Source organism: Algoriphagus sp. (genome assembly GCF_013373065.1).
GTDB lineage: Bacteria > Bacteroidota > Bacteroidia > Cytophagales > Cyclobacteriaceae > Algoriphagus.
The window spans coordinates 1-15,353 of record NZ_JABXIN010000017.1; the positions used below are offsets into that span (position 1 = coordinate 1).

Consider the following 15,353-nt stretch of genomic DNA (forward strand, 5'->3'; position numbering starts at 1 on the left):
ACTACCCTTACAGCTGCATTGACTCGCGTTTGTGCAGAAGTATTTGGTGGTACGGCAGTTGCGTTTGACGGTATCGACAACGCACCTGAAGAGCGTGAGCGTGGTATCACGATCGCGACGTCACACGTTGAGTATGACTCGAACATTCGTCACTACGCACACGTTGACTGCCCAGGGCACGCTGACTACGTTAAGAACATGATCACTGGTGCTGCACAGATGGACGGCGCTATCCTTGTATGTGGTGCGACCGACGGTCCAATGCCACAGACTCGTGAGCACATCCTTCTTGCTCGTCAGGTAGGTGTACCTGCTCTAGTTGTATTCTTGAACAAAGTCGACATGGTTGACGACGAGGAACTTCTTGAGCTAGTTGAAATGGAAGTTAGAGAACTGCTTTCTTTCTACGAATTTGACGGTGACAACATTCCTGTTATTAAAGGTTCTGCACTTGGTGCATTGAACGGTGAAGAGAAGTGGGTAAAAACTGTAATCGAATTGATGGATGCAGTTGATAACTACATTCCACTTCCTGAGCGTCTAATCGACAAAGATTTCTTGATGCCAGTAGAAGACGTATTCTCTATCACTGGTCGTGGTACTGTAGCTACCGGACGTATTGAAAGAGGTGTTGTTAACAGTGGTGATCCTGTAGATATCATTGGTATGGGAGCTGAGGGATTGAAGTCTACCGTAACTGGGGTAGAGATGTTCCGTAAGATCCTAGATAGAGGTGAAGCAGGTGACAACGTAGGTTTATTGTTGAGAGGTATTGAAAAGTCTCAGATCAAGCGTGGTATGATTATCTGTAAGCCAGGGTCTGTTACTCCTCACGCTCACTTCAAAGCTGAAGTTTACGTTCTTTCCAAAGAAGAGGGTGGACGTCACACTCCGTTTTTTAACAAGTATCGTCCTCAGTTCTACTTGAGAACCACAGACGTAACTGGTGAGATCAAGCTTCCTGAGAACGTTGAAATGGTTATGCCAGGTGATAACGTAACTATCGAAGTGAACTTGTTGAACTCAGTTGCATTGGAGAAGGGTCTCCGATTTGCGATCCGTGAAGGTGGTCGTACAGTTGGTGCCGGTCAGGTAACTGAGATCTTGGATTAATATCCGATATAATTAATACACAATGCGATCCTGAAGTTTTTCGGGATCGCATTTGTTTCTTAAGGCACTTATATCTAATTTTGCGTTCCCGTTTGGAGAGCGATCAAACACACGGGCATAGTTCAATGGCAGAATAGCGGTCTCCAAAACCGTTGATGGGAGTTCGAATCTCTCTGCCCGTGCTAGTAAGCTAATACATATGAATCTGAAAAACTTTGTCCTCGAATCCTACGACGAAATGAAAAATAAGGTCACTTGGCCTAAATTCTCATTTCTTCAAAACTCAGCGGTGCTGGTGTTGGTAGCTTCTTTGATCTTTGCTTTGTTTATCGGAGCAGTTGATTTAGGATTCGAAAACATCATGACATGGTTTTATGATTTATTCTAATTGAATTGAAATTACAGCATGGCCGAACATAAGTGGTACGTACTCAGAGTAGTAGCAGGACAGGAAAAAAAGACTAAGACTTATCTGGATAATGAAATTTTCAGACAAAAGTTGGAGGAATATATTCCTGAGGTGCTAATTCCATCTGAGAAAGTATATGAGATGCGCAATGGCAAAAAGCGTGTTCGAGAAAGAAATTTCTTTCCGGGCTACGTTTTAGTCAATGCTGATCTTTCCCACGGTGAAGCCAATCACGTAATAACGAGCATTCCGGGAGTTATCGGATTTCTTGGATCAAACCAGGGGGGAGCTTCCAAAACCCCTGAACCATTACGCCAGTCAGAAGTCAACCGTATCTTAGGAAAGGTTGAGGAGATTGATGAGTTTGCCGAGAAGCTGGATACACCATTTATAGTAGGAGAGTCCGTAAAAGTAATGGATGGACCCTTCAGTGGATTTACCGGGACGATTGAGGAGATATTTGATGACAAGAAGAAATTGAACGTAATGGTCAAAATCTTTGGTCGAAATACTCCTGTTGAATTAAACTTTATACAAGTAGAAAAACAAGACTAAGCAATGGCTAAGGAAATCACTGGTTATTTAAAACTGCAAGTGAAAGGTGGCCAGGCAAACCCGTCGCCTCCAGTTGGTCCGGCTCTTGGTTCCAAGGGTCTGAACATTATGGAGTTTTGTAAGCAATTCAATGCACGTACCCAAGATAAAATGGGTCAAACGTGTCCTGTTTTGATTACAATCTACTCGGATAAGTCTTTCGATTTCGTCGTAAAAACTCCTCCAGCAGCTAATCTGCTTTTGGAAGCGGCTAAAATCAAAGGCGGATCTGCAGAGCCTAACCGTAAAAAAGTGGGCTCTGTTACCTGGGATCAGGTAAAGGAAATCGCGGAGGTAAAGATGCCTGACTTGAATGCCTTTAAAGTGGAGTCTGCCATGCGAATGGTAGCTGGTACTGCACGTAGTATGGGTATCACGGTATCTGGTAAAGCCCCTTGGGAAGAATAAATAAACAACTATGGCTAAGTTAACAAAAAAGCAAAAAGAAGCTCTTTCTAAATACGACCCAAGCCAAGTGTACTCCCTTGAGGCGGCTTCTAGTCTCGTGAAAGAAATCACAAACGTAAAGTTTGATGCTTCAGTAGATGTGGACGTACGTCTTGGCGTTGATCCACGTAAAGCTGATCAAATGGTGCGTGGTGTGGTTGCTCTTCCACATGGTACAGGAAAAGACACCAAAGTATTGGTGCTTTGTACTCCAGACAAAGAAGAAGAAGCCAAAGAAGCGGGTGCAGACTACGTTGGATTGGACGACTACATTGCCAAAATCGAAGGTGGATGGACTGACATCGATGTCATCATCACTATGCCTAACGTTATGGCTAAGGTAGGTAGACTAGGTAGAGTATTGGGTCCAAGAGGCCTAATGCCAAACCCTAAAGCAGGTACGGTTACTTTGGAAGTTGGTAAAGCTGTCAAAGAGGTTAAAGCTGGTAAGATTGACTTCAAAGTTGATAAGTTTGGAATCATTCATGCAAGCGTTGGAAAGGTTTCATTTGCACCTGAAAAAATTCAGGAAAACGTAAACGAACTAATCCAAACAATCTCCAAGTTGAAGCCTGCTTCATCAAAAGGAACTTATTTCAAGAGTATTCATCTATCAAGCACGATGTCTCCAGGCATCAAGGTAGATAAGGGTAGTTTTCAAGGTATATAATCATGACTAGAGAAGAGAAAAAAGAAGTAATCGAAAGTCTTACCGAGAAATTCAGAGAAAACCCTTTCTTCTACATCACAGATGCTGCGGGATTTTCTGTAGCTGAGGTAAATGCTTTCCGACGAACATGCTTTGAAAGAGGAGTGGAGTACAAAGTGTACAAAAACACCTTGATCAAAAAAGCATTGGAAAATCTCGATGCAGATTTCTCTCAGTTGGATGGCGCTTTGAAAGGATTCTCCGGAATAATTTTCTCCAAAGAGACTAGTAATCTGCCAGCAAAAGTATTGCTGGATTTCAGAAAGAAAAATGGGAAAAAAGAAACCCGTCCAGTATTTAAAGGTGCTTCTATCGATGCGGATGTATTCGTAGGAGAAGAAAACCTTGAAATGCTGTCCAAACTTAAGTCTAAGCAAGAATTGATTGGAGACCTTATTGGTTTGCTACAATCTCCTGCTATGAACCTAATCTCTGCACTTCAAAGTGGACAAAACAACCTTACTGGTGTGTTGAAGGCTTTGGAAGAGCGAGGCGAACAATAATCAATTAAATCATTTATCAACGAAAAAATTAAACTTTAAATAAAATGGCAGATCTTACACAACTTGCAGATCAGTTGGTAAACTTGACTGTAAAAGAGGTTAAAGAATTGACAGATATCCTTAAGGATCAGTATGGTATCGAGCCTGCTGCAGCTGCAGTAGCTGTTGCTGGACCTGCTGCTGGTGGTGCTGAAGGTGGCGCTGCAGAAGAAGAGAAGACTTCTTTTGACGTTATCTTGAAAGCTGCTGGTGGTCAGAAACTAGCTGTAGTTAAGCTTGTAAAAGAATTGACTGGTCTAGGATTGAAAGATGCAAAGGAATTGGTTGACGCCGCTCCTAAAGCATTGAAAGAAGGTATCGCTAAAGACGAAGCTGAGGCTTTGAAAAAGTCTCTTGAAGAAGCTGGTGCTGAAGTAGAGATCAAATAATTTGGCGAACCAAAAACCACTGGTTTAGGTTTAGCCCTAAGACCTGACTATTAAAGTCAGGTCTTTTCCTGTTTATGCACAGGTTAAAAATTGCATTATTTTAAGCGGCAATTGTCGTATTCCGTTAATTAATTTCACCAAAACACACACTACCTTGGCTATCAAGAATCAAACCGAAAGGAAAAGTTTCTCCTCCATAAAGGTGGTCAAAGACTATCCGGATTTTCTCGATATCCAGCTACAGTCCTTTAAGGACTTTTTCCAGCTGGATACGCCTGCTGAAAAGAGAAGAGCTGACGGATTATTCAAGGTCTTTTCAGAAAATTTCCCCATCTCTGACTCTCGGGAAAATTTCACCTTGGAATTCATTGACTATGCAGTGGATCCCCCTAAATACAGCGTCGAGGAATGTATTGAAAGAGGGTTGACCTATTCTGTTCCTTTGAAAGCAAAGCTTCGATTGCTTTGTCACGATGAGGATAATGAGGATTTTGAAACAATTGAGCAGGAAGTATTCTTAGGAAACCTTCCTTATATGACCGAGAAAGGATCATTTGTGATCAATGGAGCCGAGCGTGTTATCGTGTCTCAATTGCACAGATCCCCAGGAGTATTTTTCGCACAGAGTAAGCATACCAATGGTACCAAGCTTTATTCTGCCAGAATTATTCCTTTCAAAGGTTCTTGGATCGAATTCGCAACTGACATCAACAATGTCATGTATGCTTATATCGACCGAAAAAAGAAATTCCCTGTAACTACTTTGCTTCGTGCAATTGGATATGGTTCCGATAAGGATATTTTGGACTTGTTTGGTCTTTCTGAAGAAGTGTCTGCGACCAAAACTGCCCTTAAAAAAGCGGCTGGCAGAAAGCTTGCTGCTCGTGTTTTGAGAACTTGGGTAGAAGATTTCGTGGATGAGGATACAGGTGAAGTAGTATCCATTGATCGAAATGAGGTTTTGTTGGAGCGGGATACTGTATTGACCGACGAGGATATTGAAATGATCCTTGATTCTGGATCAAAGAGTATTATCCTTCATAGAGAAGATGTGAATATCGCTGATTATTCCATCATCTATAATACCTTACAAAAAGATAATTCCAACTCTGAAAAAGAAGCGGTTGAAGTAATTTACCGTCAACTTCGTAATACTGAAGCACCTGATGAGGCTACTGCTCGTGAGGTGATTCATTCTCTGTTCTTTTCTGACAAGCGTTATGACTTGGGAGAGGTTGGACGATATAGAATTAACAAAAAGTTGGGTCTTGAAATCGACTCTGACAAAATTGTATTGACGAAGGAAGATATTATTTCCATCGTGAAATACTTGATCGGTTTGATTAACTCAAAAGCTGTAGTCGATGATATCGATCACCTTTCCAATAGAAGAGTTCGTACCGTGGGAGAGCAGCTATATAGCCAATTCGGAGTAGGTCTTGCTCGTATGGCAAGAACTATCCGTGAGCGGATGAACGTACGAGATAATGAAGATTTCAAGCCGGTAGACTTGATCAATGCTCGTACACTTTCTTCTGTCATTAATTCCTTCTTTGGTACCAACCAACTTTCTCAGTTTATGGATCAAACCAATCCACTGGCTGAGTTGACGCACAAGCGAAGACTTTCTGCTTTGGGTCCTGGTGGTCTTTCCAGAGAACGAGCTGGTTTTGAAGTTCGAGACGTTCACTATACACACTATGGTCGTCTTTGTACTATCGAAACTCCAGAAGGTCCAAATATTGGATTGATTTCTTCCCTTTGCGTTCATGCGAAAGTGAACTCCATGGGCTTCTTGGAAACTCCATACCGAAAGGTGAAAGAAGGAAAAGTAGGAATGAAGCCAGAGGATATCGTTTTCTTGACTGCAGAAGAAGAAGATAATCATAACATCGCTCAGGCAAATGCTCCTTTGGATGATAAAGGTTCATTTGTTAATGATCGTGTAAAGGCAAGATATGAGGGTGATTTCCCTGTATTGGAACCATCCGAAATTAGCTACATGGACGTAGCTCCAAACCAGATTGTATCTGTTGCTGCTTCCTTGATTCCTTTCTTGGAGCATGACGATGCAAACCGTGCATTGATGGGTTCTAACATGCAGCGTCAAGCAGTTCCTTTGATCAAAGCCGAAGCTCCTATCGTAGGTACCGGTTTGGAAGGAAAAGCTGCTCGTGATTCAAGAGCCTTGATTATTGCAGAAGCGGATGGCGTAGTTGATTATGTTGATGCGAATAGAATTCGAATCAAATATGACCTTTCTGATGATGAGCTTCTTGTAAACTTCACCGACGAGTACAAGACCTATGAGCTGATCAAGTTTAGAAGAACTAACCAAGATACTACGATTAACCTGACTCCACTAGTTCTCAAAGGAGATCGTATCGAAAAAGGTCAGGTATTGGTGGAAGGTTATTCTACTAACAATGGTGAGCTTGGTTTGGGTAAAAACCTTCGAGTGGCTTACATGCCTTGGCAAGGATATAACTTCGAGGATGCGATTGTAATCTCTGAGCGAGTTGTTCGTGAAGATATCTTTACATCCATTCATGTGGAGGAATTCCAACTTGAAGTTAGAGATACTAAGCGTGGTGAAGAAGAATTGACTTCTGAAATTCCTAACGTTTCTGAAGAAGCTGTTAAGCATCTTGACGAGAACGGTATTATTACCGTGGGAGCTGAAGTAAAAGAAGGAGATATTATCATTGGTAAAATCACTCCAAAAGGTGAAACTGATCCAACTCCAGAAGAAAAACTTCTTCGAGCAATTTTCGGTGATAAAGCAGGTGATGTGAAGGATGCTTCCTTGAAAGCTTCTCCATCTTTGAATGGAGTGGTTATCGAGACAAAGCTATTCTCAAGACCTAAGAAAGATAAAGACAACCGTGCGAAGGCAAAGGCGGAAGTTGAAAAGCTGAAAGCTAAATACTCCAAAGATCTGTTGGCGATTAGAGCTAGAATGATCGACAAATTGGTGAAACTGCTGGATGGCAAAACTTCCCAAGGCGTGAAGCACAAGTTTGGTGATGAAATCATCAGTAAGGGAATGAAGTTCAATCAAAAGAACATTGATAACAATTTGTTCCCTGCAAAGAACCCTTACAGAGATGAATCCAATTACAATGTTCCTGAAGAAGCTAACCTTATTTCAGACATTATTTTGGATGATTGGACTGATGATGCATACACAAATGAAATGATCGTGAAATTGGTGAAAAACTACACCAATGCACGAAATGAAATCAGCGGTCAGTTCAAGCGTGAGCGATTCACTTTAGAAGTAGGAGATGAGTTGCCAGCAGGTATCGTAAAACTTGCAAAAGTTTACATCGCCAAGAAGCGAAAGCTAAAAGTGGGTGACAAGATGGCCGGTCGTCACGGTAACAAAGGTATCGTGGCAAAAATTGTCCGAGATGAGGATATGCCATTCTTGGAAGACGGAACGCCAATGGATATTGTATTGAACCCGTTGGGTGTACCTTCCCGAATGAACATCGGACAGATTTTCGAAACAGTATTGGCTTGGGCTGGACAAAAACTGGGTAAGAAATATGCAACTCCAATCTTTGATGGAGCTTCTATGGAAGACGTAGCCAAAGAATTGGAAGAAGCAGGATTGCCTCCATACGGACGCACCTACCTTTATGATGGTTTGTCAGGTGCGAAGTTTGATCAGCCAGTAACGGTAGGTATTGCCTACATGTTGAAGCTAGGTCACTTGGTAGATGATAAAATGCACGCTCGATCCATTGGTCCTTACTCTTTGATTACGCAGCAGCCATTGGGTGGTAAAGCTCAATTTGGTGGACAGCGATTCGGAGAAATGGAAGTTTGGGCGCTGGAAGCATTTGGTGCATCCCACGTGTTGCAAGAGATTTTGACGGTGAAATCCGATGACGTGATTGGCCGTGCAAAAGCTTACGAAGCGATTGTCAAGGGTGAAAACTTGCCAAAACCGAATATCCCTGAATCATTCAATGTATTGGTTCATGAATTGAGAGGCTTGGCACTTGAAATCACCTTAGACTAATTAGGCTCATTTGGGCGGGAAACCGCCCTTCACATATCTTTCAAAAATTATGGCGTTCAGAAAAAACAAAAAACTCAACAATGACTTTTCGAGAGTCACCATCAGTTTGGCTAGCCCGGAATCTATTCTGGATAGTTCAAATGGTGAAGTGACCCAGCCAGAAACCATCAACTATAGAACTTATAAGCCTGAAATGGGGGGCTTGTTCTGTGAGCGGATTTTTGGTCCGGTTAAAGACTGGGAATGTCATTGTGGTAAATACAAGCGCATCAGATACAAAGGCATTATCTGCGACCGTTGTGGCGTGGAAGTGACCGAGAAGAAAGTACGTCGTGAGCGAATGGGACACATCGAATTGGTGGTTCCTGTTGCCCATATTTGGTATTTTAAATCCCTTCCGAATAAAATCGGATACCTATTAGGTCTTCCTACCAAGAAGCTTGATCAAATCGTTTACTACGAACGATATGTAGTTATCCAAGCTGGTGTTAAAGAGGAAGATGGTATTCAGTACCTTGACTTCTTGACTGAAGATGAGTACTTGGATATCATGGACAAGCTTCCAAAAGAGAACCATCTTTTGGATGATGATGATCCAAACAAATTCATCGCGAAAATGGGAGCAGAAGCATTGGAAATGCTTTTGGCCCGATTGGATTTGGATGATCTTTCCTACTCTTTGCGTCACCAAGCAGCAACTGATACCTCTCAGCAGCGAAAAGCAGAGGCATTGAAGCGATTGAAGGTAGTTGAGGCGTTCCGTGATGCACGTACCCGAATCGAAAACCGTCCAGAATGGATGATCGTGCGAATGGTACCTGTTATTCCACCGGAATTGAGACCATTGGTTCCTTTGGATGGAGGTCGATTTGCAACATCTGATTTGAATGATCTTTATCGAAGAGTAATCATTCGAAACAACCGTTTGAAGCGATTGATCGATATAAAAGCACCTGAGGTGATTTTGAGAAATGAAAAGCGTATGCTTCAGGAGGCGGTAGATTCTCTATTCGATAACTCAAGAAAAGTAAATGCGGTAAGATCTGATGGAAACCGTGCCTTGAAATCCCTTTCCGATATGTTGAAAGGAAAGCAAGGTCGATTCCGTCAAAACTTGCTCGGTAAGCGTGTGGATTACTCCGGACGATCTGTGATCGTTGTTGGTCCTGAATTGAAGCTTCACGAGTGTGGTCTTCCTAAAAATATGGCAGCTGAACTTTTCAAACCTTTTATCATCAGAAAGCTGATCGAAAGAGGTATTGTTAAGACAGTTAAGTCTGCTAAGAAAATTGTGGATCGTAAAGATCCTGTGGTTTGGGATATTTTGGAAAATGTGTTGAAAGGACATCCAGTTCTTCTCAACCGTGCCCCAACGCTTCACAGATTGGGTATCCAGGCATTCCAGCCAAAATTGATTGAAGGAAAAGCAATCCAGCTTCATCCATTGGTATGTACTGCGTTCAACGCTGACTTTGATGGTGACCAAATGGCGGTTCACGTTCCACTAGGTCATGAGGCTATTTTGGAAGCTTCTACATTGATGCTTTCTTCTCACAATATCTTGAACCCTGCGAACGGAGCTCCTATTACAGTACCTTCTCAGGACATGGTATTGGGACTTTACTATGTAACAAAGGGTAAAAAGTCCACTCCAGAGGAACCGGTTCTAGGTGAAGGCATGACCTTCTATGGACAGGAAGAAGTAATTATTGCTCTGAATGAGGGACAAATTTCTCAGCACGCACACATTAAGTGTAAAGTTACTGTTCGTACACCTGAAGGTGAATTGAAGGAAGAATTGGTTGACACTGTAGCGGGTCGATTGATCTTCAATCAGTTTGTTCCAGAAGAAGTAGGGTACGTAAACGAGCTTCTTACGAAGAAAAAACTTCAGCAAATTATCGCCAAAGTTGTGAAAGTTTGTGGAGTTGCTCGAACAGCTCAATTCTTGGACGACATCAAGCATCTTGGATTCCAAATGGCTTACCGAGGTGGTCTTTCAATGGGTCTTAACGACGTAATTATTCCGGATGAAAAAGATCCGATGATTGCAAAGGCCAAGGAAGAAGTGGATGTGGTTTGGAATAACTACTTGATGGGTTTGATTACTGACAACGAACGATATAATCAGGTAATTGATATTTGGACTCGTACCAACTCTCACTTGACTAACATCCTTATGAAGAAAATGGAGGATGATAAGCAAGGATTCAATGCGATCTACATGATGATGCACTCAGGTGCTCGGGGATCTAGAGAGCAAATTCGTCAGTTGGGAGGTATGCGAGGTCTGATGGCTAAGCCTCAGAAAAACTTACAAGGTTCTGTGGGTGAAATTATCGAAAACCCGATTCTTTCCAACTTTAAGGAAGGATTGGACGTTCTCGAGTACTTCATCTCTACACACGGTGCACGTAAAGGTCTTGCAGATACAGCTTTGAAAACTGCCGATGCGGGTTACTTGACTCGTCGATTGGTAGACGTAGCGCAAGATATGATCGTCACTGAAGATGATTGTGGAACTTTGAGAGGACTTGTGGTACAAGCGTTGAAAGACAATGAAGATATTGTTGAGCCACTTTCTGAAAGAATCCTGGGCCGAGTATCTGTACATGATGTATACGACCCAGTGACAGATGAATTGATCATTCCGGCTGGAGTTGAAATCGATGATGAGATTGCTGTCCGAGTGGATGAGTCTTCTGTCGAAGAGGTTGAAATCCGTTCTGTCCTGACTTGTGAAACTCGTCGAGGCGTATGTTCCAAGTGTTATGGACGAAATCTTGCTACTGGTAAAATGGTTCAGGCTGGAGAATCTGTTGGTGTTATTGCAGCACAGTCTATCGGTGAACCTGGTACGCAGTTGACACTTCGTACATTCCACGTAGGTGGTACTGCTTCTAACATGGCGGTTGATGCAAGTATCAATGCTAAGTTTGAAGGTGTCGTAGAATTCGATGAAGAATTGAGATTCTTGGAAACTACCAATAAAGATGGCGAACCAGTTACTGTTGTAATGGGTCGATCTGGAGAAATCAGAATCAATGACGCCAAGAACGGTAAGACCTTAGTATCTAACCACGTTCCTTATGGAGCTATCCTTAATGTGAAGGATGGTCAGAAAGTGGCTAAGGGCGATTCGCTTTGTACTTGGGATCCATACAATGCCGTTATTCTTTCCGAATTTGATGGTACTATAGATTTTGAGTCTATTGTTGAAGGTATCACTTACAAAGAGGTAGCTGATGATCAGACTGGATTCCGTGAAAAAGTAATCATCGAAACAAAAGACAGAACGAAGAACCCAGCTATTGTCGTGAACTATGGTGAGGATAGCAAAGGTTACAATATTCCTGTAGGAGCTCACTTGGCAGTAGACTTGGGTGATAAAGTGAAAGCTGGACAGATTTTGGTGAAAATTCCTCGATCTGTTGGTAAAACTCGAGACATCACCGGTGGTCTTCCACGAGTTACGGAATTGTTCGAAGCTCGAAATCCATCTAACCCTGCAGTCGTTTCTGAAATTGATGGTGTGGTTACTTACGGTGGAATCAAGCGAGGTAATCGTGAGATTATCATCGAATCCAAAGATGGAGTTATTAAGAAATACATGGTTTCTCTATCCAAGCACATCTTGGTACAAGAAAATGACTTCATCCGTGCTGGTGAGCCACTTTCCGATGGAGCAATCACTCCAAATGACATCTTGGCAATCAAAGGTCCTACAGCAGTGCAGGAGTATTTGGTAAATGAGATTCAGGAAGTTTACCGACTTCAAGGTGTGAAAATCAACGACAAGCATATTGAGGTGATTGTATCTCAAATGATGCAAAAAGTTGAGATCTTGGATGCAGGTGATACTAGCTTCTTGCAAGGTCAGACTGTAGATAAGTGGGCATTCCGTGAGGAAAATGATATGATCCTAGACAAAAAGGTTGTCATGGATGCAGGTGATTCTACTACCTTGAAACCAGGTATGATTATTTCTGCAAGAAGGCTACGAGATGAAAATTCCAGCTTGAAGCGAAAGGATCTTAAATTGGTTCAGGTTCGGGATGCTGAAACTGCCGTATCCAAGCCTACCCTTCAAGGTATCACAGCAGCCTCTTTGGGAACTGAAAGCTTTATTTCTGCTGCTTCCTTCCAGGAAACAACCAAGGTGCTTTCAGAAGCTTCCATTCGAGGTAAGCGTGATGAATTGCTAGGATTGAAAGAAAACGTAATTGTTGGACACTTGATTCCTGCAGGTACAGGACAACGAAAATTCCAAAAGATGATCGTTGGCTCGAAGGAGGAATACGAGAAGCTTTCCGAAAACATGGAGATTACTTCCCAGAAGTCTAGCGAAGCGATTCTGTAATATAATTGACTTTAATAGAAATAGGCCTGTATATCCGTACAGGCCTTTTTTAATCCCAAAAATCATGAATGACGACAAAGGACAAAAAAGACCAGACCAACAGATTAATGTAGAATTATCTGAAGAAGTAGCAGAAGGAACCTATTGTAATTTGGCTATGATTGCACACTCTAATTCAGAGTTTGTGATTGACTTTATTCGACTTATGCCGGGTGTACCGAAAGCAAAAGTTAAATCCCGAATTATTGTAACCCCAGATCATGCCAGACGTCTATTGGCTGCTTTGAAGGATAATATTGAAAAATACGAAGCTGCTTTTGGTAAAATCAACCCAAGTGATGAGTCTCCAAGGTTTCCAATTAGCTTCGGAACTCCGGGTGAAGCCTAACAAAAATATAACTGCTTAATTTTGTTAGTCTTATTACTTTCTTTACCTTTGCAGTCCAAAATTCAACAGTTTACAGAAAACTAAATATTATCAGTTAATGCCTACTATACAACAGTTAGTAAGAAAAGGTAGAACAACGCTGGAAACCAAATCAAAATCAAGAGCTTTGGATGCATGTCCACAGCGAAGAGGGGTTTGTACCAGGGTGTACACTACTACCCCTAAAAAACCTAACTCGGCGATGAGAAAGGTGGCAAGGGTAAGATTGACAAACGGTAAAGAAGTGAACGCTTACATTCCGGGTGAAGGACACAATTTGCAAGAGCACTCTATCGTATTGATCAGAGGTGGTCGTGTGAAAGACCTTCCAGGTGTAAGATACCACATCATCCGAGGTGCACTTGATACCGCAGGTGTGAAAGACAGAAAACAAGGTCGATCCAAGTATGGTGCGAAAAGACCTAAGGCTGCAGCAGCCAAAAAGTAATTAGTAATTAGAAAGAAAAAATGAGAAAAGCGAAACCAAAGAAGAGATATATTCTTCCCGATCCAAAGTTCAATGATACTTTGGTGACCAAGTTTGTAAACTGTCTGATGATCGACGGGAAGAAGAGTATTGCTTACAACATTTTCTACGACGCAGTCGAGAAAGTGGAGGCAAAAGTAGGTGAGAATGGTCTTGAAGTTTGGAAAAAAGCGCTAAACAATATTTCTCCATCCGTTGAGGTGAAGAGTCGTAGAGTTGGTGGTGCTACATTCCAGGTTCCTATGGAAGTCCGACCAGAAAGAAAAATCTCCCTAGGAATCAAGTGGTTGATCACCTATGCTCGAAAAAGAGGTGAGAAAACTATGATGGATAGATTAGCAGGCGAAATCATCGCTGCATCCAAAGGCGAAGGTGCTGCTGTCAAGAAAAAAGATGATACGCACAGAATGGCCGAAGCCAACAAAGCATTCTCACACTTTAGATTTTAATTAAGGATGGCAAGAGATTTAAGATATACTAGGAATATCGGTATCGCTGCTCACATTGATGCCGGTAAAACAACTACCACAGAGCGTATTCTTTTTTATTCCGGAGTTTCTCACAAAATCGGTGAGGTGCACGACGGTGCTGCTACCATGGACTGGATGGCTCAAGAGCAGGAAAGGGGTATTACCATTACTTCTGCTGCTACTACCGTATTCTGGAACTACCGTGATAAGAAATATCAAATCAACATTATCGATACTCCGGGACACGTTGACTTTACTGTAGAAGTAAACCGTTCCCTTCGAGTACTTGATGGCTTGGTTTTCCTTTTCAGTGCTGTAGATGGGGTAGAACCTCAATCTGAAACTAACTGGAGACTTGCAGATAACTATAAAGTTGCCCGAATCGGATTCGTGAACAAAATGGACCGTGCAGGTGCTAACTTCCTTGATGTATGTAAGCAAGTGAAAGATATGCTAGGTAGCTATGCTGTTCCTTTGCAAATTCCTATCGGTGCTGAAGATAAATTCCGTGGAGTCGTTGACTTGATCAACAACCGTGGGATTATCTGGAATGAGGAAGATATGGGTATGACCTATGAAGTTGTTGATATTCCTGAAGATTTGAAGGAAGAAGCAGCTGAATGGAGAGAGCACTTGTTGGAAGCTGTTGCTGAATACGACGAGTCTTTGATGGAAAAATTCTTTGATGATCCAGACTCTATCACAGAAGAAGAAATTCTTACTGCTTTGAGAAAAGCAACTATCGACATGAAGATTGTGCCGATGGTTTGTGGATCATCTTTCAAAAATAAAGGTGTTCAAACCATGCTTGACTTGGTGATGGAATTATTGCCTTCTCCATTGGATAAGGACGACATCATTGGTCATGATTTGGATGACGAGGAAAAAGAAGTTCGAATTGCACCAGATGAGAACGAACCATTTGCTGGTTTGGCATTTAAGATTGCAACTGACCCATTTGTGGGTAGACTTTGCTTCGTAAGAGCGTACTCTGGGAAATTGGAGTCAGGTTCTTATGTGTTCAATAGCCGTTCTGGAAACAAGGAGCGTATCTCCCGAGTATTCCAAATGCATGCGAATAAGCAAAACCAAATTGAGCGCCTAATGGCTGGAGATATTGGTGCGGTTGTAGGCTTTAAAGATATCAAGACTGGTGATACCCTTTGCGACGAGAAGCGTAAAGTAGTTTTGGAATCAATGGTATTCCCAGAACCAGTTATTGGATATGCGATTGAACCGAAGACCCAAGCTGACGTTGATAAATTAGGTATGGCAATCGCCAAATTGGTAGAAGAAGATCCTACCCTTCAAGTAAATACAGACCACGAAACTGGTCAGACTATTTTGAGAGGTATGGGTGAGCTTCACCTAGACAT

The 15,353-nt window shown here is 42.1% G+C and carries 13 protein-coding genes and 1 tRNA gene; all 14 read left to right on the forward strand.

The window, feature by feature from the left end; all coding sequences use genetic code 11:
- Positions 1 to 1,113: elongation factor Tu (tuf, locus tag HWE15_RS12405; RefSeq protein WP_290507862.1), on the forward strand; the 1,113-nt coding region annotated here is incomplete at its 5' end.
- Between the two features lie 111 nt (positions 1,114 to 1,224).
- A tRNA-Trp gene (locus tag HWE15_RS12410) sits at positions 1,225 to 1,295 on the forward strand.
- Positions 1,296 to 1,312: 17 nt separating this feature from the next.
- Complete coding sequence (secE, locus tag HWE15_RS12415; protein WP_206570947.1) at positions 1,313 to 1,501, forward strand: preprotein translocase subunit SecE; 189 nt, start codon at positions 1,313 to 1,315, stop codon at positions 1,499 to 1,501.
- An 18-nt stretch (positions 1,502 to 1,519) separates the two neighbouring features.
- The gene (nusG, locus tag HWE15_RS12420; protein ID WP_290507863.1) at positions 1,520 to 2,077 is read left to right on the forward strand and encodes a transcription termination/antitermination protein NusG; all 558 of its coding nucleotides are present in this window, start codon (positions 1,520 to 1,522) and stop codon (positions 2,075 to 2,077) included.
- A 3-nt stretch (positions 2,078 to 2,080) separates the two neighbouring features.
- Positions 2,081 to 2,524: a 50S ribosomal protein L11 gene (gene rplK, locus HWE15_RS12425; protein WP_024284757.1), complete on the forward strand. Its 444-nt coding sequence runs from the start codon at positions 2,081 to 2,083 to the stop codon at positions 2,522 to 2,524.
- 10 nt (positions 2,525 to 2,534) lie between these two features.
- Complete coding sequence (gene rplA / locus HWE15_RS12430) at positions 2,535 to 3,233, forward strand: 50S ribosomal protein L1 (RefSeq protein ID WP_290507864.1); 699 nt, start codon at positions 2,535 to 2,537, stop codon at positions 3,231 to 3,233.
- A 2-nt stretch (positions 3,234 to 3,235) separates the two neighbouring features.
- The gene (gene rplJ, locus HWE15_RS12435) at positions 3,236 to 3,775 is read left to right on the forward strand and encodes a 50S ribosomal protein L10 (RefSeq protein WP_290507865.1); all 540 of its coding nucleotides are present in this window, start codon (positions 3,236 to 3,238) and stop codon (positions 3,773 to 3,775) included.
- A gap of 44 nt (positions 3,776 to 3,819) precedes the next feature.
- Positions 3,820 to 4,203, forward strand: coding sequence for a 50S ribosomal protein L7/L12 (gene rplL, locus HWE15_RS12440; protein ID WP_290507866.1), 384 nt, complete (start codon positions 3,820 to 3,822; stop codon positions 4,201 to 4,203).
- Positions 4,204 to 4,357: 154 nt separating this feature from the next.
- Positions 4,358 to 8,233: a DNA-directed RNA polymerase subunit beta gene (gene rpoB, locus HWE15_RS12445; protein ID WP_290507867.1), complete on the forward strand. Its 3,876-nt coding sequence runs from the start codon at positions 4,358 to 4,360 to the stop codon at positions 8,231 to 8,233.
- A gap of 49 nt (positions 8,234 to 8,282) precedes the next feature.
- A complete protein-coding gene (rpoC, locus tag HWE15_RS12450) occupies positions 8,283 to 12,593 on the forward strand; it encodes a DNA-directed RNA polymerase subunit beta' (protein ID WP_290507868.1) in 4,311 nt (1,436 codons plus the stop codon).
- A 64-nt stretch (positions 12,594 to 12,657) separates the two neighbouring features.
- Positions 12,658 to 12,981 (forward strand): DUF3467 domain-containing protein, encoded by a 324-nt coding sequence (locus HWE15_RS12455; protein WP_290507869.1) that lies wholly within the window; start codon positions 12,658 to 12,660, stop codon positions 12,979 to 12,981.
- Between the two features lie 97 nt (positions 12,982 to 13,078).
- A complete protein-coding gene (rpsL, locus tag HWE15_RS12460) occupies positions 13,079 to 13,468 on the forward strand; it encodes a 30S ribosomal protein S12 (RefSeq protein WP_009034221.1) in 390 nt (129 codons plus the stop codon).
- A 20-nt stretch (positions 13,469 to 13,488) separates the two neighbouring features.
- A complete protein-coding gene (gene rpsG, locus HWE15_RS12465) occupies positions 13,489 to 13,956 on the forward strand; it encodes a 30S ribosomal protein S7 (protein ID WP_290507870.1) in 468 nt (155 codons plus the stop codon).
- A gap of 6 nt (positions 13,957 to 13,962) precedes the next feature.
- The coding region (gene fusA / locus HWE15_RS12470; RefSeq protein ID WP_290507871.1) for an elongation factor G at positions 13,963 to 15,353 on the forward strand (1,391 nt) is incomplete at its 3' end.

Bases quoted from the DNA above. Each gene is read 5' to 3' on its own strand.
- secE (WP_206570947.1), top strand. From the start codon at position 1,313: ATGAATCTGAAAAACTTTGTCCTCGAATCCTACGACGAAATGAAAAAT.
- nusG (WP_290507863.1), top strand. From the start codon at position 1,520: ATGGCCGAACATAAGTGGTACGTACTCAGAGTAGTAGCAGGACAGGAA.
- rplK (WP_024284757.1), top strand. From the start codon at position 2,081: ATGGCTAAGGAAATCACTGGTTATTTAAAACTGCAAGTGAAAGGTGGC.
- rplA (WP_290507864.1), top strand. From the start codon at position 2,535: ATGGCTAAGTTAACAAAAAAGCAAAAAGAAGCTCTTTCTAAATACGAC.
- rplJ (WP_290507865.1), top strand. From the start codon at position 3,236: ATGACTAGAGAAGAGAAAAAAGAAGTAATCGAAAGTCTTACCGAGAAA.
- rplL (WP_290507866.1), top strand. From the start codon at position 3,820: ATGGCAGATCTTACACAACTTGCAGATCAGTTGGTAAACTTGACTGTA.
- rpoC (WP_290507868.1), top strand. From the start codon at position 8,283: ATGGCGTTCAGAAAAAACAAAAAACTCAACAATGACTTTTCGAGAGTC.
- HWE15_RS12455 (WP_290507869.1), top strand. From the start codon at position 12,658: ATGAATGACGACAAAGGACAAAAAAGACCAGACCAACAGATTAATGTA.
- rpsL (WP_009034221.1), top strand. From the start codon at position 13,079: ATGCCTACTATACAACAGTTAGTAAGAAAAGGTAGAACAACGCTGGAA.
- rpsG (WP_290507870.1), top strand. From the start codon at position 13,489: ATGAGAAAAGCGAAACCAAAGAAGAGATATATTCTTCCCGATCCAAAG.